The following is a 17,497-nucleotide window of genomic DNA, read 5'->3' on the forward strand; positions in this document are numbered from 1 at the left end:
TTGTGCAGGGAACTCTTTACCCAGATGTTGTAGAATCTGGCGGCGGAGACGGTGCTGCAAACATTAAGTCGCATCACAACGTTGGTGGTTTGCCAAAAGATTTGAAGTTTAAGCTTATTGAGCCTTTCGTAGTAGCTCTTACTACTTTGCTTCATTGCGGAACCGTGAATTTTGTAAGTGTAGTTTTACTGTGCTACGAAACTAATCGTGTATCTCGAATAGTTTCGCCTACGGTATCGTTTGCGAAGTTTGTAAGATATTTTGCCGCCAATAATTGCGTAAGCCGCTCAAACTATATCGATTAATATGGTAAGGAGAGTTACGTGGACGGAATTCTGTCAGTACTGCTCGATATTTTCAGACAGCCATCTGTTATAGTTGCGCTTATTTCTTTTATTGGGCTTGCAGTGCAAAGAAAGAGATTCTCGGATATTTTGCAAGGATCAATCCGTACTCTTGTTGGTTTTCTTGTTTTAGCAGCTGGTTCTGGAGTTATTACTGAAGCGTTGAACCCATTTGGCAAAATGTTTCAATACGCATTTCATGTGCAAGGCGTAGTCCCGAATAATGAAGCAATTATTGGAACTGTTTTATTGAAATATGGCTCTGAATCTGCGATTATTTTCTTCTTTGGAATGATTGTTAATATTATTCTTTCTATTACTTCTCGTTTTAAATTTATCTATTTAACGGGTCACGTAGCTTTCTATATGGCAAGTATGCTTGCAGTTATATTTAATGTTGCAGGATTTAGCATGTGGGAAGTTCTTTTATGGGGCTCAATTGCTCAAGGATTGTTTACGACAATTTCTCCAGCACTGGTGCAGCCGTTTATGAAAAAAGCTTCAGGCAAAGATGATGTTGCTTTAGGTCATCCTGCTGGTACTGGTGTTGCTTTAGGTGCGTTAATTGCAAAAATTACTGCTTCAAAAAAGCGTCCTTCTAAGTCAACTGAGGATATTAAATTCCCAGCAGCATTGGGATTCTTGCGTGATACAACAGTTCTTATCACGCTTTCTATGGCTGTTATTTATATAGTAGTGGCACTTTTTGCTGGATCTTCGTATGTCGAAACACATTTATCTAATGGTCAAAACTTCATTGTTTTCGTTATGTTGAAGGCTGCAACTTTTGCTGCAGGTGTTTATATTATTCTTGCAGGCGTGCAGATTGTTCTTGACGAAATTGTTCCAGCTTTTAAGGGAATATCGGAAAAGCTTGTTAAAAATGCTCGTCCTGCTTTAGATGCACCAATGACTTTTGGCTTTGCTCCTAATGCTGTTCTTATTGGTTTCTTAGCTAGTTTCTTTGGCGGTTTGCTTGGAATGACGCTTATGGCGATTTTAGGAACGACAATTATTATTCCTGGAATTGTTGCGCATTTCATGGCTGGTGGTGCTGCAGGAGTATTCGGTAATGGTCAAGGTGGAATACGTGGTTGCTTGACTGCATCATTTATTAATGGTCTTTTTATTACTTTCCTTCCGTTGTTCCTTTTGCCAGTGCTTGGCGATTTGGGAAGCGCAAATTCTACATATTCTGATGCGGATTATGGCGTATTTGGTGTAATACTTGGTCACGTAAATATTGTTGGAGGCCGTACTGTTCTAATTTCTGTAATACTTATTGCGCTAATATTGTTCTACTCTGTCTCAATATTTATGAATAAACGCGATTCTAATAATTTTGAAAAAGTTGAAGAAATAAAATAAGTAAGGAAAATAAAAACACAATTAAATAATTGTGTAGACATATAAAAATTAAAAAATTTTTTACTCATTTTCTTATTTATTTGTACATTTTATTGTATGACTGGTAGGATAACAGAGTTATTAGTTTTGCATGAGCCGTTGTTACTACGCTGTGTTTTACACAAACTAGTATCAACGGCTTTTCATGTTATCGTTTAGCTAGGGGAGAGTGATAATGGTCGAAGGTGTGCCTAAATACATTGCTGTGCGAGATAATCTTCGCGCTCGCATTGATTCTATGGAAGCAAACGAACAATTACCTCCCGAAATTGAATTGTGCAAGCAGTACAACGTTAGTCGCATTACGTTGAGACATGCTGTAGACACACTTATTGCAGAAGGCTTGTTGGTGCGTGAGCAGGGTAGAGGAACATTCCGTGCGCCTGAAATTATTAATAGTCGTAATAAAGTGTTTATTTCGGATCGTGCGCAAGGTTTTTACGAGCAAAGGTATTCAAGCGACTCTGTTATTACAATAAAAGTTTTAGAAAATGATGTTGTTCATGATGAAGATGCTGCTACGCAATTAGGCTTAAAGCCAACGGATGAGCTTATTTGCCTAAAGCGTTTGCGATATGTAGACGGTGTGCTTTCACGCTACAGCGTTCTGTATTTACCTGCTTCGCGTTTTCCAAAGGTGTTGACTCATGATTTTTCAGAGGAATCTTTATCTGATTTCTTGAATAAAGCATATGCTGTTGAGCTTGTTGAAAGCGAAGTGTCAGTTTATGTTGAAAAACTGTGTGGCAGACTTGCTATAATACTTAATCTTGAAGACGGCACTCCTGCAATTGCAGCTAAATCAACAGTAAAAGATAGGTTTGGTGCGATTATTGCTTTTGGTGCTGCTATATATACGCCAAATTCTGGTGAGATTACTTTCCATTTGCATGCTAATTCGTAAATTTTGCATTGTGTTAGCATGAAGTTTTGTAATTGCCTGTAGAATTTTCTGCAGGCAATTTTCGTATAAGCCATTTGTGTTTGGTTTTGGGCTATAACCCTTGGTTTTCAGTTTTATATTCTGCCGGTTGTTTTGAAAAACAAAAAAGTCTTGCCAATTTCTCAGCAAGACTTATTTCGTGTCCGGAGCGGGACTTGAACCCGCACGCCTGTACAAATAGGCACTAGCACCTCAAGCTAGCGCGTCTACCATTCCGCCACCCGGACAGGTGTTTTAGACAACAGATAAGACTATAACATCTTTTTTGAGTCTTTGCTTCGGCGTGTTGAAAAATTTATGCTTTTTTGTTTTAGTAAAGCATGAATTGCTTTATATTAAGCCATTTTTCACCGCAAAATTTCCGTCGCTACTTGGTTGAAAATCAACAATATTAATCTGTTTATTTGTTGTATTTCCATCTAAATCAACGAATGAATGTTGTGGAATAGTGGAAGTGTCATGGTTTGGGTAGTCTCTTCTAAAGAATGATCCGCGTGACTCATGTCTACAAAGCGATGCCTTTAATACTGCTTGTGCAAGCGTTGACATATTGCTTATTTCCCATATTGCTGTAAGTTCTTGATTAAAAATTAAATCTTTACTATGAAGCTTTAAATTTTTTATTTTAGGAAGTAATGAAGCGCGAATTTCTTGTAAAGCTGAGTTAAGTGACTTTTCGTCGCAAGATATTGCAGCAGCTTTTTCCATAATTGTTCCAAGTTCTGAAAATAGTGCATAAGGATTATTTTCTTCGCTTGTATCTGCAGAATTACTTAGGGTATTTATATTATTTTCTGTACCATCTTGCTCAGAATTATCTTCTTTAGTAAGCGTTTTAATCTCAAAAATTTTTTGATCATATAATTTTTCTAGTTCTATGCATGTTTTGTTGTGTTCACTGTTTTTGTTGCAATCGCAGTTTTCGTCGCATTCGCATTTGCTACCAGAAATATCGTTAAGTTCTTTTGCCATTGCAATGCCAGCGCGTTTTCCAAAAACGCAAGCGTCAAGCAAAGAATTTCCTCCCAAGCGATTAGCTCCATGAACTCCAACACAAGAACATTCGCCAGCTGCGTATAATCCTTGAATAATAGTTTGATTATTGTTGTGCCACGTGTAAACTTCGCCATCTAAAGTAATAGGTATTCCGCCCATTGTGTAGTGAGCTGTTGGACGAATAGGAACTAAATCTTTAGAAGGGTCAATATTAGCGTATTGTTCTATTGTTTCGTTAACTTGCGGCAAAACTTCTTTAATGCGGTCTTTGCCAATATTTGTCATATCTAGCCAAATGCAATCGCATTTTGAGTCAGCATTACAATCGCTTGTAGTGTCTTTAACACCGCGGCCTTCGTGAATTTCATTTTCAATAGCTCGAGAAACAATATCTCGCGGGGCTAAATCTTTATGAATTGAATCATAATTTTTCATAAATGATTCGCCATTGGAATTTTTTAATACTCCACCTTCTGCTCTAGCTGCTTCAGAAAGTAGCATTCCAGTATGTCCAAGACCAGTAGGGTGGAATTGTATAAACTCGCAATCTTCAATCTGCAAGCCTGCTTTCAAAGCTAATGACATTCCGTCGCCTGTTAAATCCCAAGAATTTGATGTTGTAGAAAATAATCTTCCAGCGCCGCCTGTAGCAATAAGAACTAACTTTGCGCGCATAGAGCGCAATTTACCTTTTGTAAGATCAAAAGCTACAATGCCTTCAACTTTTTGCGTTTCTTGATTTATTGCAATATCTGTAACATATAAATCTTCAATAAAAGAGATATTTTCAGCAACGCATTTTTGCCAAAGGCTATACAAAATTTGATGACCAATCCTATCTGCAGCAAAAGCAGCACGCGCAATTGGTTGCTCGCCAAAATTGGCAGTATGACCGCCGAAACGACGTTGGTTAATATGGCCATCTTTTGTGCGAGAAAATGCTACGCCATCATGTTCAAGCTGAATAATTGTTTCTGCAGCCTCTTTTGCAAGCAATTTAGCTGCATCCTGGTCGCTTAACCAATCTCCGCCATGAACAGTGTCATAATAATGCCACTGCCAAGTATCGTGTTCAACGTTTCCTAGGCTTGCAGCGATTCCACCTTCTGCTGATCCTGTATGAGATCTTAAAGAAGGTATTTTAGAAATCACTTTTATTGAAGGAGATTTTCCTTGTTTTTTCAATGTTTTGTATTCGCAAGATTGAACCAACCCAAGTGCTGCAGACAGTCCTGCTGCTCCGGCTCCAATAATAATTGCATCGTAGTATTCGCTTGATTGCATACTCTTATTTTCTCATAAGCATAGTCTTGCGGAATGCGTGTTATGCCACTTTTTGCTGCTTTATAACAAAATCTTCATTTTTTCTAAATATAGTTCCTTCCAACTCTAAAAGTGTGATTGCTCCAGAAACTTCTGCAATAGATGGAATTGTGTCTAATTCTTCTTTCTCGTATGAAAGCTTAATAATTTCATAAATGCTATCAATGTTTGAATTTTCACGTTTGCGCTTACATGTAAGAATCGCATTAATAATATGCTTTTGTATTTCAGTATAATTTTCTGATTCACTTGAATTTAATACTTGCTCTTCCTGAACATTGTAGGTTTTATCGCTATTATCAGAGTTGTTAAAAGAGTTGCTTTCTGCTGTTGTTTTACTACTAGCAGTTTTATTCAAAGCTCTCGCTATGTAATGGTGAGATTGTGGGAAAAGAATATCAACATCTTGTTGACCGCACACCATTATTGCTTGTGAATCGTGAATAATTTTATTGCATCCAGCGTTATGAGGTCGATTTATATCTCCTGGAATCGCATACAACTCGCGGTTTAAGTCTGTGGCCCATGTTGCAGTATTCAAAGCGCCTGATTGTAGTCTTGCTTGCGCTACAAGAACTTTTGAAGATAATGCTGCAATAATTCGGTTTCGTAATAGGAATCTGTGCCCGACTGGAGTAGTGTCGGGGCACAATTCGCTTATGCAAGCACCGCCTTTTTCTATAATTTCATCAAAAAGCTGAGAATTGCTTTGTGGACCCATATGGTTCAATCCGCCTGCAAAAACTGCAATTGTTCTTCCGATTGGTTTGTTTTCGCCTGCCTCTGTTTGAGCGTCAATTGCGCCCCAGTGGGCTGCTGCATCAATTCCATAAGCGCCGCCAGAAATAATAGTATGCCCTTTTGAAGCGCAGTCGTAAGCAAAACGATACGCTAATTCTCTTCCGTAATCTGTGCAAGATCTAGATCCTACAATTGCAAGCGGATTATGGCATTGAATAAGTGCTTGAGGGTTTCCAATACCCCACAGGCATAATGGTGGAGAAAAGTGGCTTTGAAAAGCCAGATCTTGTAATTGCTTTGGCCAATACTTACTGTGAGGTGCAATAATCCACTGCTTTCCTGAATTAGTGAACCATTTACATAATGCGTTTGGCTCCCAAGTTGGTAGATGTGTTAGTCTAACGCACCATTTTGCGAGAGTGTGGTGTAGTGCTTCTAAAGTTTGTGTATTGTTGTTGTCTCTGTATCCCCATGACTTTAATCCCTTATTAAAATAAGATTCTAAAGTTGTTATTGAGTGGTGTTTGCTTATGTGCTTCCACATAGTAGATGTTAACTGTTGGCTTTTGCTGCGCTTGTCTTTAGATAAGCTAATATTATCCGCGTTTTCTTTAATAGCTTCTTCAATATTTTCTTGGGCTGTTTCTTCGCTAGTTTCTTCACTAATAATAGGAAGTTGCATTTGTTGAGCAGAAGATTCTTGCTGTTGGGCTAGGAAACTTTTAACAATAGGATGCAGCAGTTTTACAATATCGTTAGCATGCTGCGCTCCAAGTAAAAGCGTGTACATAATGGCGTCTGCTCCTTCTAAGCAGAACGTTAGTATTGCGCGAGAAAGTGTTTCCTCGTCAATTTCAATAACATTATCAATGCTATTTTCGCAATTTTTATTATTTACATTATTAAGATTGCTCATATTCGTGTCCTTAAACTAATAGCCTGAGCCATGTCTGTCATGTCTGGGGAACTGTGTCCAGAAAGATCTGCTAACGTCCAAGCAAGTCGCAACGCTCTGTCTGCTCCTCTTAAACTTAATTGGTGTTTTTCTAATGCTCGATTAATAAGCCCAACAGCCTGTTTAGAAGTGTATTTTCGAAGCCATGTTCCGGAAGCTTGAGCATTGCAATCCCAACCTTGCTTGCTGAAACGAGTTCTAGCTACTTGACGTGCTTCTGTTACATTATTGCGCATCATTTCACTTGTAAGAGTTGTGCTCGCTTCTTCATTCGGTCCGTGAACTTGATTGTTTTGGTTTGGTATAACAATTCTTTCCACAGGTGGAACATCCATTTGAATATCAATGCGATCAAGAATAGGTCCAGAAAGTCTAGAAAAGTATCTAGCGCGTTCTCGCTCTTTGCATGTGCATCGCTCTCCGTTTCCGTATGCGTAGCCGCAAGGACAAGGATTTGCTGCAATAACAAGCTGGAATTTAGCAGGATAAAGCGTAGTTCCTTTTGAACGCGAAATAGCAATATGGCCGGATTCCAGCGGCTCTCGAAGTGTTTGCAAAACTCTTGGTGAAAATTCTGGAGCCTCGTCCATGAACAGTACTCCGCAGTGTGCGCGAGTTATAATACCAGGTTTTGCAACTCCCGTTCCGCCTCCAATAAGTGAAGCTGCTGAAGCTGTATGATGTGGCGCTTCAAATGGTGGAATGTCACTAATGCCATAGTATGGTAGCGTGCCGCAAAGTGAACGAATAGATGCGACTTCAAGCTGTTCTTGTTCATTAAGAGGACACATAATGCTTGGTATTCGAGATGCGAGCATGGTTTTTCCGGATCCTGGAGGGCCAATCATCATAACGTGATGCCCTCCGGCTGCAGCAACTTGAAGAGCCCACTTTGTGTGTTCTTGCCCAATAACTTCGCACATGTCTCCAATCTCATATTTTGAATTGACTTGTAGTGGTGAAGTGCTTTGATCTTCTAATATTTCAGAGTGCTCACTATTTGTATTGTCTTGCCCATTTCGTTCTAAAACTTGCATGTGCTTATAAACTGGGTCTTCTTCAATAAGTTTTAGGGACTCTTCTTGCAAAGTTCCATGCAATTCGGTTACTAAATCATAAATATGATGTATTCCAATAGTCTCAATACCTTCTACTAATTGCGCTTCCGCAAGATTTTCTTGAGGAATAATCATGCGCTTAAAATGCTTCTTTTTTGCGTAAAGAGCAATAGGAAGCATTCCTTGTATTGGAAGAACTGTGCCGTCAAGATTTAGTTCTCCTAAAATAACGGTATTTTCAAGTTCAGAAAGTGGAATATATTTTTCGGCGCTTAAAATACTTGCTGCAATAGCAAGATCGTATGAAGATCCACTTTTAGGCATTGAAGCAGGAGACAAGTTTACTGTTACTCTACCTTCTGGCCATTTGCAGTGTAAGGCATGATGAGCTGACTTTACTCGTTCTCTAGCTTCGCTTAGAGAAGTGTCTGGAAGTCCTATTATTGAAAAGTTTGGCATATTGCCAGACATAAATGCTTGAAGTTTAATCGTAAAAGCTTTAAGTCCAATAAGTCCAACTGATAATGCGTTTCCAATACTCATTAGAATGCTCCTGGAATATGAGTGAATTGAATATTGCTGTTGTTATTTATTTCTTCTAGCGCTTGAATCATGCATGCAGAATCGCTGTACGTGTATTTGTTTATAACAAGAATTGATACTGCATCAAAACGAATACGGTATCTGGGTATGTCAGTGCCGAATTTTTCTATCCACTGCATGCCTGCTTTACGTAATTTATTACGCTTATCCTGGTTTATTGCTTCAAGTGGTGTGCCGCAACGTACGCTTCTTCGAGTTTTGACTTCCACGAAAACTAATTTTTGTTCCGGCGTAATCATAACTAAATCTAATTCTCCTTGACGCGAATGCCAGTTCCTGTCAATAACATGCCAACCTTGTTGCATTAGGCGCAAAGCGGCGTATGTTTCGCCAAGTTTTCCAAGCTCTTTGCTGTCAACAGAGTCTGATTGAAGCTCGTTTGATACTTGTTCAAGTTTTTCTTGTAAAAATACTTGAGCAGTCTCAGCGTCATCAATCTCGTCAAACGAGATAATTTCATCGTCAATAATGTGTTTTTGTGTAATCATGCTGCTATTTTCTGTTCTTATTGAGCAGTAATCCAGATTTTTTGAGCATTGTGGATAAAAGCTATATACGGCGTGTTGTATTAGAAATTCACTATATTTTCTGTATTTTTCTTAAACAAATTTCGCTATTTTTTGCAAATTGTTAATTCGTTATAGGTAATTTTGATAACTGTAGGTATGTACGAATGAACCATAATGGCATACTGTCGTTATCACTTAAATAAAAGTGTAAACAGAAAACAGAAAAGTAAGTGGATGCACAAAGCAAGCTGAAGCAAACTAATCTACTGTTTAAAAAGTTGAAAAACTGGAGGGGTATTATGAGCGCTACTGAAGAATTGCAAGGAAAGTATCATTTTGAAACATTGCAATTGCATGTTGGCCAAGAGCAGGCGGATCCTGCAACTGATTCTCGTGCAGTTCCTATTTATCAAACAACAAGCTACGTATTCCATGATTTTGATCATGCTGCAGCTCGTTTTCATTTGCGTGACGCTGGAAACATTTATGGTCGTTTAACGAATTCTACTCAAGATGTTTTTGAGCGTAGAATTGCGGCTCTTGAAGGTGGAACTGCAGCTTTGGCTGTTGCTTCTGGTGCTGCGGCTGTTGACTATGCGGTTCGCAATATTACGCAGCAGGGCGATCACATCGTGTCTTCAAAGAATGTGTATGGTGGAACTTATAACCTTCTTCGTCACACTCTTCCTCGAGATGGTGTAACAACCACTTTTGTTGATCCTAAGAATCCTCAAAACTTCGAGGATGCAATTCAACCAAATACAAAGCTCGTATACTTTGAAACTTTCGGTAATCCTAATGCTGATTTGCCTGATTTTGAGGCTATCTCAGAGATTGCGCATCGACACAACATTCCTGTTTTTGTTGACAATACTTTTGCAACTCCATATCTTTTCCGTCCGCTTGAGCATGGTGCAGATATTGTAGTTGAGTCTGCTACGAAATTTATTGGCGGCCACGGCACAACTCTTGGTGGCATTATTGTTGAAGGTGGCAATTTTGATTGGGCTAAAGTTCCTGGAAAATTCCCAACTCTTACTGAAGCTGACCCTAGCTATCATGGTTTGAACTTCTATGAAGCTTTAGGATCTGTGGCTTTTGTGACTCGTATTCGTGCGATTATTTTGCGCGATACTGGCGCTTGCATTAGCCCGTTTGCTGCGTTCTTGCTTTTGCAAGGCACGGAAACCTTGAGCTTGCGAGTTGAACGTCACGTTGAAAACGCGTTGAAGGTTGTGAAATATTTGCAAACTGTGCCAGAAGTTGAATCTGTAAGTCATCCTTCTATTGAAGGTCGTTCTGATCACGAGCTTTATAAGCGTTACTTCCCGAACGGCGGCGGCTCTATTTTCACGTTTGATATTAAAGGTGGAAGGAATGCAGCTCGCGTATTTATTGACAATTTACAGCTTTTCTCATTGCTTGCAAATGTTGCTGACGTGAAGTCATTGGTTATTCATCCTGCATCTACTACTCACTCTCAGGAAACTCCTGAAGAGTTGGAAGATCAGGGCATTCATGAGGGAACTATTCGCTTGTCTATTGGAACTGAACATATTGACGATATTCTTGCCGATTTGCAGCGCGGATTTGACGCGGTTCGTAAAGCAGGTCTTGCTTAAAAAGAAAAGAGAAAGTAAAGCAAAAGTTATTAATTAAAAATATTCCTGGAGATCCATTACCGTTTTATTCGGAGCGCATTCGTATTTGTATGCGCTCCGATTTTTTGTGTATATTCTTTAAATTTGCGCATCATACTTTAGGATGAGACGCTAATTTTTTCTAAATAATTTCCGCCTTACGTACGATGGTAATCAGCCGTATTTTCCCGTAAATTTAAGTATTAGCAATAGATAACTATGCGATTACTACTTTTTAAGAAAAGGAGCAGTTATGAACAGTCCGTACGAAGTAAGCTCATACGAGCAAGAAAATGCTTTAGATTTTAGAGCAGATTTTAACCAAAACTTGATTGGTGAAACAGCGGTTGCAGCTTTGCACGTTGTTAAAGATTTTGGCAAGGGTGCAGGCATTGTTCACGCTTTGCGAGATGTTAGTGTAAGTTTTGAGCGTGGCAAGTTTACTGCGATTATGGGCCCTTCTGGTTCTGGAAAGTCAACTTTAATGCATTCTTTGGCTGGTCTTGATAGTGTTAATTCTGGAAAAGTTTTGGTAGATGGCTTAGATATTACAGGCATGAGCGATAAGCAGCTTACGCTTATGCGCCGCGAAATGGTTGGGTTTATTTTCCAAAGTTTTAATCTTCTTCCAATGTTTAGCGCTGAGCAAAATATTCTCATGCCTCTTACTTTGGCAGGCAAAAAGCCAGATAAACAATGGTTTAATGCTTTGGTTAATACTCTTGGCTTGCAAAATCGCTTAAAGCATAGGCCTGCTGAGCTTTCTGGTGGTCAGCGCCAACGTGTTGCAATCGCTCGAGCTTTAATCTCTAAGCCTTCCGTAGTTTTTGCGGATGAGCCTACCGGTAATCTCGACTCTGCTTCCAGCTCAGAAGTTTTGCATTTTTTGAAGAAGTCTGTAACGGAGCTTGGTCAAACTGTGATTATGGTTACGCATGACGCTGTTGCAGCCTCTTACGCGGATCGAGCAATCGTGTTTGCAGATGGTCAAATCGTTGAAGACGTGCAAAATCCTACTGCGGAAGGTATGAGCAAGATGCTTATGGAACGCAGTGAGGCTGGTATTAGTAATCAGTCTGCTCAATTGCAATAAAAGGTGGTGAAGTTAGAATGTGGAAAATCGCGCTAAAACTTATGCGTAAAAGCGTACGCATGCTAATCGCCTCTGGAATTGCAATTCTTATAGGCAGCATGTTTATGAGTGCTACTTTGCTTTTTGTAAATAGTGTTGACGACTTGATGGTTCGCAATGCAACGGAAGAATTCCATAGCGCAAATTATGCAATCTCATCTAAAAGCTCTAACAGTTCTCCGAATAGTGGAATTCATTATAAAGACCTTCATTTAGACGAAATATCGAAGATGCCTGGTGTCAACGGTATTCGTAGTAACGATGCGACTGCGCTTGTAAGAGTAGAAAAAGGTGATAAATCAGTTACGAGCGCTGCTTGGTCTAGTGGTTTGTATGGAAATCTTCCTGTGTATAAATCAACAGAAGGTAGAGATCCGCAAAAAATAGGCGAAATTACGCTTATTAAAAGTATTGCTAAATCCATACATGCAAACATTGGCGATACTATAACTTTGGTTAAAGTAGATGACACTGGCGGAAATAAAGAAAAATCGTACGATGTTCGTGTGGTTGGTCTTGTTGACGATGGAGAACATTCTCAAATACCATTTTCAAATCGCGGCATATATCTTGGCGGCGTAACGAACGATTTTTGTGCAAAACTCAACAATCTTAAGAATTTTGATGATCAAGTTGTGCAAAGCAAAGTGTATATGAGCATCGATGAATCTAAAATAAACGATTTATCTCCTAAGATTAGTGCTTTGCTTCCAGAGCAATTTTCTCTTATGTCTAGGCATGATGTTGGTGTAAGAGCTGTTCGAAATGTGTCCAACGGCACTAATTTTGTAACCATGTTCTTGCTATCTTTTGGTGTTCTAGCGTTGCTTATTTCTTCGCTTGTTATAGCAAACACATTCCAAGTTTTGGTTGCTCAACGCAGACGCACTCTTGCGCTTTTGCGCGTAATTGGCGCACAATCGCACCAGCTTTATGCGGCAGTTTTACTTGAAGCTGCAATACTTGGAGTTATTTCTGCAGGTGTTGGCGTGCTTTGCGCAATAGGATTTATGGGCGCAATTAGTAACTTGAATATTAATTCTGGACCATTATCTAAGATTCCTTTGATTGTTTCACTTCCGGCGGTTGTGTGGCCAATAGTAATTGGTGCGATTGTAACAGTTCTTGCATCTATGGGTGCTGCTCGATCTGCTACAAAAGTAACGCCTATGGAAGCGTTGCGTCCAATGGATTTGATTAAAGATAAACGTGCAAGCATTCTTCGCTCTGTTTTTGGCGTTCTATTTATTGTTGTAGGTATTTTATTTACGGCTTTAAGTGCTACTTCTTTGGCAAGCATGATTGCTCAGCAGTCGCCTAATGCTGGTGCTGACTCTTGGAGAACTTTGCTTGTGGCAGTTTTTGGATGCGCGCTTGTGTTTATTGGAATTATTATTACAGCAACATTCTGGATGCCGTTTGCTATGAAGGCAACTGGCGCAATCATGGCACTTTGTGGGCCTGCATCTAAAGTTGCCAACGCAAACGTGCAACGAAACCCTAGAAGAGTTGCTGCAACTGGAACGGCTTTGCTTATTGGCGTAACGCTTGTTTCTACAGTAGTAACTGGCGCAATCTGCGGTAAAGCAACTCTTAAAGGTGTTGTTGATGACCGTTACAGTGTTGACATTATTATTCAAGGCAAGAATGTTGATGAGTCTTTAGCTGCCGATATTTCAAAGATTAGTGGAATAAAGCATACTGAGTTGCTTCCTGCAGTTCCTATGACTTTTAAGAACGCTAAGGGCAAAACTGAGTACGCTATGGCAGCTGGAGTTGATAATGTAAATCAGCTTCGAAATGTGATGCACACTGACCTTGATGGCGTCAATATAAACAGGGATTCTGTGCTTTTGCCTAAGTTTAATGATGAAGGTGGAGAGCCTTTTGACCTTAAAAAAGGAAACCTTAATCTGCAAGCTTACGTAGAAAAATACAGTTCTGGTGAAGATAGTGTAGAAAATGTTACTCCATTTACTGGCATGAATACAGACTCTAGTAATAACGATAAGAGCATTACTGTAAAACAAGTTCAGTTTAAGACGTATCGAAATGTTGGTGTGTATTCAAATAATACTGCTTTTGTGAGCAAATCCTACTTCAATAACTACCTTAAGCCTACAACGCATATTCTGCTTATTTCGGTAGATTCTAGCAAAGCTAATCTTGTAGATATTGCTAAAAACATTCAAAATGTTACATCTAGCTATGCGGAGGTTATGTCTACTGGAAGCGTGTTTGAGCGTGCAAAGTGGGAGAGTGCTATCGACGCAATGATGATGGTGCTTGTTGGCTTAATAGCAGTAGCTGTTGTGATTGCTTTAATAGGCGTTGCAAACACATTAAGCTTGTCTGTTATTGAGCGAACCAAAGAATCTGCAACTTTGCGCGCAATAGGCATGACGAGAGGTCAAGTTAGAAGGTCTCTTGCGTTGGAGGCAACGTTGATTTCCTTAACAAGCACTGTTTCCGGTTTGATTGTTGGAACAATGTTTGGTTGGATTGGATCCTACATGGTGTTTAGCGTAATCGGCAAAGTTCCGTTTGTAGTTGATTGGACTATTTACGCGATTCTTGCTCTAATCGCTTTGCTTGCAGCGCTTCTTTCCAGCGTGCTTCCTGCTCGTAGAGCAGTGAAGTCTTCGCCAGTAGTTGCGCTCGCGGAGGAGTAAATTCGCAAAAACTATATGTGAAAGATAGTTTGTAGAAGTTAAGTTGCAGAAAAATATGGATAATGCCGGTGCGTAAATTTTACGTGCCGGCATTATCTTTTTCTTAAGCGTCTTCGACACGCAGAAAAAATTTGTATTATCGTTATTATTTTTTTATTAAAATGTGTGCATAATTATGCGAAGATTATAATATTATGTATAGAAATGGCATTTTTTATTAAAGATATTCAAAAATAATACGATTATTATTCATAATGACAAGTTTTGCCGGAAATTTTCCGAATAAATAGCGTTGAAAATGTATTTATTTCTTTGTTATGCTCAAAATGACTGCTGACATAAGTTAGACATGAAGGCCGCTACGAGCAAGGAGTAGAAAATATGGTAACGGTCAATAAAAAATCTGCCGCAGCAATTGCAGGAATCTTATTGTTAATGCAAAGCCCAATGCCAGCGTGGGCGCAAGATGCTGCTGATGAAGTACAGAATGTACCAACTCAAACAGAGGCGACTGCAAAAGCGTCTACTGAAGAAGCAATTGAAAAAGCTGAAAAGCAAGTTAAGCAATTAGAAGCTCAAATTGAAGATTATAAGAAAAAAGTCGAAGAGTTTGATGCTCTTTTAAATAAAATTTCTGAGACTGAAAAAATAGCTGAAAACGCTGAGAAAGATAAGGAAAGGGAACTTTCAGAAGCTCAAAATGCACTTAAAATGGATTCCGAAGCTGCAAAAGCAAAGGTTGCAGAATTTGAAAAGTCCAAAAAAGAAAAAGAGAGCGATCTTACTGGATTAAAAGCAGCGTATGAACTTTTAAAAGAACAATATGATAATGCAAAATTAGCTCTTGATGGTTTGCAAAATGACGAAGAAGAAAAAAGTCAAACAAAAGAAAGAGCTGCATCTAGCATAAAGCAGTATGAATCACAGATTTCAAATCTTCACAAAGAAGTAGATTCTCTTAAGGAATCTATTGCAAGTGATTCTGCTCAAGTTAAAGAGTATGATACAAAAATCGCTGAATTAGAATCTGCGTTAGAAAAAGCTGATCCAGACGATGCCGGTAATATTTATTCTCTAGCGGAGCAGTTTAGAAGAGTCTCTAATGATCAAACTTCACTTAGCAAAAAAGTTGAAGAAAATAAGAAATCTGTTGCTGCTAAAGAAGAAACTCTGAAACAATTAGATACTCTTTTCAAGACAGCGCAGCAAGAATTTGAAAAAGCAGATGAAGAACTTAAAAAGATTAAAGATCAAATTGATGAGTATAAGAAAGATGTAGCCAAAAAGCTCGAAGCTTCTAATACTAAAGATTCTGAAGTAAAGAAAGCAGAGTCTGAAATAAAGCTTCTTGGTAATATTATTGAGAACTATAAGTTAGTTGACAACAAAGAGGAACTAGGCAAAAAAATTGACTCATTAAGAAATGGTGTTGAGGGTGCTAAAGCATTTAAAAATAATCAGCCTGATGCAAGAGCTAATAACAATAAGCAAAAGAAGCAAGCTGAAGATTCTTTAAAGGAAGCAGAAAAGAATCTTGAGGCAGCTAGAATTAAAGTTACTACTCTCAAAGCTCAATTGGAACAGGAAAAAGCTAAAAAGAATCAGCAAAATAGCAGCAGTTCTGCTGGCAATAATGATGCCAAAGAATCTGAAAAACAGACTGCTCCTAGTGTTCCAGCACCTTCTGAGTCTAAGAAAGGTAGTGAATCTCAAGAGCATGCTGCTCCAGTTCCTGCACCTCCAGTAGTATCTGTTCCGGAAGTAACTGCTCCAGTTCCTGCAGTACCTGAAGCTAATATCCCAGCTCCGTCTGTTAAAGCACCAGCTATGCCACCTGCTTCTGTTGTTCCATCTGCTCCTGTTACTCCTGCAGACCCAGTAGTTCCAGCAGTTCAAGTTGAAGATAATTCAGCTCCTGCTGTTTCTGAAGATGCTACAGATAAGCAGTCAAAGCCTGTTGAAAGTAAGACTGAAAGCAAGCCTGTTGAAAGCAAGCCTGTTGAATCTGCAAAGCCTTCTGCAAAGCCTTCTGCAAAGCCTTCTGAATCTAATGTGGCTAAAGAAAACGCTAAAACTGCAGAAAGTGCGGAAACTTCCGAAAATAATGATGTTCAGGATCGTCCTGCTAACGAAACTGACGAAAAGATTTCGGATACTGAAAGCGAAAAGCCACAAGCTCAAGCTAGTGCTACATCCGAGAACAAGTCTTCTGGCAATATGCTTAGCACTATAATGTTGGGTGTTTTGGGTGCGCTAACCATTTCTGGTGCGGCTGCTGCAGGCGTAACATTTATGCGTCACCGTCGCTTACCGAAAGCATAAATTAAAAAGCTATTAGGTATGTTGATAATTTAAATTTGCGGCTATTCGTGCATTATGCATTAATAGCCGCATTTTTATATATTCTGGTATGTTTTTACGGCTTAACTAAGCCATTTTCGTAAGCAAAAACTACAGCTTGAACGCGGTCTCTAGCATCGATTTTTCCTAAAATATGCGCAACATGAGTTTTAACTGTTGGCAAGCTAATAAATAGTTTGTCAGCAATTTCCTGATTTGAAAGTCCGTGAGCAATTTCAACAAGAACCTCGCGTTCTCTATCAGTAAGCTCTGGAATAACGGAAATTCCGTATGCGCAGCTTTGTGTTCCTTGTGCAGTTGAACTTGCTTGTGCAGCGTAACTCGCAACGCTGTTTGCTTTAATATTTGTTGCTACTTTGCCTTGCTGAATCATATTTTCGATCAAACGTTTAGTAGCGGTCGGAGCAATAATTGCGTTTCCTTGATACACAGTTCGTATGGAATTAAGCAAAGTTTCTGGCTCTGTATCTTTAAGCAAAAATCCGGAAGCGCCAGCATGAATTGCAGCCATAACATATTCGTCTAAATCAAAAGTTGTTAAGATAATGATTCGAGTATTTGTGTTAGTTTTTTGCTGCAGAATCTTGCGAGTTGCCTCCAAACCGTCCATTACAGGCATTCGAACATCCATAAGAATAATGTCTGGATAATCTTTTTCTGTAAACTCTACTATTTGTTTTCCATTCGCTGCTTGGGAAACAACTTGCATATCTTGCTGCGAGTTAATTACCATAGCAAATCCTGCACGCACAAGCTCCTGATCGTCGGCTATTGCAACGCGAATTACTTCATTGTTTTCCATATTTTCCATAG

Annotated in this window: 12 protein-coding genes and 1 tRNA gene; 7 read left to right on the top strand and 6 right to left on the bottom strand. The window is 39.2% G+C overall.

Features of this window, described 5'->3' with window-relative positions:
* The 3 genes from ACLD5M_RS00005 to ACLD5M_RS00015 form a co-directional block, all read left to right on the top strand.
* Window positions 1-305, top strand: a 305-nt coding sequence (locus ACLD5M_RS00005) for a hypothetical protein (protein WP_410314547.1), incomplete at its 5' end; no start/stop codon positions are given.
* Between the two features lie 18 nt (window positions 306-323).
* Window positions 324-1,712, top strand: a complete 1,389-nt coding sequence (locus ACLD5M_RS00010) for a PTS ascorbate transporter subunit IIC (RefSeq protein ID WP_004134850.1) — start codon at window positions 324-326, stop codon at window positions 1,710-1,712.
* Window positions 1,713-1,926: 214 nt separating this feature from the next.
* Window positions 1,927-2,655: a GntR family transcriptional regulator gene (locus ACLD5M_RS00015; protein WP_410314275.1), complete on the top strand. Its 729-nt coding sequence runs from the start codon at window positions 1,927-1,929 to the stop codon at window positions 2,653-2,655.
* 179 nt (window positions 2,656-2,834) lie between these two features.
* Here ACLD5M_RS00015 and ACLD5M_RS00020 read toward each other — a convergent pair.
* The 5 genes from ACLD5M_RS00020 to ACLD5M_RS00040 form a co-directional block, all read right to left on the bottom strand.
* Window positions 2,835-2,921 (bottom strand) — tRNA-Leu (locus tag ACLD5M_RS00020).
* Window positions 2,922-3,024: 103 nt separating this feature from the next.
* Window positions 3,025-4,974, bottom strand: coding sequence for an FAD-binding protein (locus ACLD5M_RS00025; RefSeq protein WP_410314276.1), 1,950 nt, complete (start codon window positions 4,972-4,974; stop codon window positions 3,025-3,027).
* 40 nt (window positions 4,975-5,014) lie between these two features.
* Window positions 5,015-6,670 carry a DNA-processing protein DprA gene (gene dprA / locus ACLD5M_RS00030; protein ID WP_410313328.1) on the bottom strand — a complete coding sequence of 552 codons (1,656 nt, stop codon included), beginning with the start codon at window positions 6,668-6,670 and terminating at the stop codon, window positions 5,015-5,017.
* Window positions 6,667-8,310: a YifB family Mg chelatase-like AAA ATPase gene (locus ACLD5M_RS00035; RefSeq protein WP_004136009.1), complete on the bottom strand. Its 1,644-nt coding sequence runs from the start codon at window positions 8,308-8,310 to the stop codon at window positions 6,667-6,669. Before ACLD5M_RS00035 ends, dprA begins: the two co-directional genes overlap by 4 nt.
* Entirely contained in the window at window positions 8,310-8,858 is a 549-nt protein-coding gene (locus ACLD5M_RS00040; protein WP_119521359.1) for a YraN family protein, read from the bottom strand. Before ACLD5M_RS00040 ends, ACLD5M_RS00035 begins: the two co-directional genes overlap by 1 nt.
* 320 nt (window positions 8,859-9,178) lie before the next feature.
* Here ACLD5M_RS00040 and ACLD5M_RS00045 point away from each other — a divergent pair, with 320 nt between their 5' ends.
* From ACLD5M_RS00045 to ACLD5M_RS00060, 4 genes are all read left to right on the top strand, one after another.
* Entirely contained in the window at window positions 9,179-10,501 is a 1,323-nt protein-coding gene (locus ACLD5M_RS00045) for an O-acetylhomoserine aminocarboxypropyltransferase/cysteine synthase family protein (RefSeq protein ID WP_410313330.1), read from the top strand.
* A gap of 271 nt (window positions 10,502-10,772) precedes the next feature.
* Window positions 10,773-11,612, top strand: coding sequence for an ABC transporter ATP-binding protein (locus ACLD5M_RS00050; protein WP_410313331.1), 840 nt, complete (start codon window positions 10,773-10,775; stop codon window positions 11,610-11,612).
* A 17-nt stretch (window positions 11,613-11,629) separates the two neighbouring features.
* Window positions 11,630-14,323, top strand: coding sequence for an ABC transporter permease (locus tag ACLD5M_RS00055; protein WP_410314277.1), 2,694 nt, complete (start codon window positions 11,630-11,632; stop codon window positions 14,321-14,323).
* 381 nt (window positions 14,324-14,704) lie between these two features.
* Window positions 14,705-16,645: a chromosome partitioning protein ParA gene (locus ACLD5M_RS00060; RefSeq protein WP_410314278.1), complete on the top strand. Its 1,941-nt coding sequence runs from the start codon at window positions 14,705-14,707 to the stop codon at window positions 16,643-16,645.
* 94 nt (window positions 16,646-16,739) lie between these two features.
* On the opposite strand, the gene ACLD5M_RS00065 is transcribed toward ACLD5M_RS00060, so the two are convergent.
* Entirely contained in the window at window positions 16,740-17,495 is a 756-nt protein-coding gene (locus tag ACLD5M_RS00065; protein ID WP_410314279.1) for a response regulator, read from the bottom strand.
* Between the last annotated feature and the right edge of the window lie 2 nt (window positions 17,496-17,497).

It is taken from the genome of Gardnerella sp. Marseille-Q9185 (assembly GCF_046508745.1).
Taxonomy (GTDB): Bacteria; Actinomycetota; Actinomycetes; order Actinomycetales; family Bifidobacteriaceae; genus Bifidobacterium; species Bifidobacterium greenwoodii.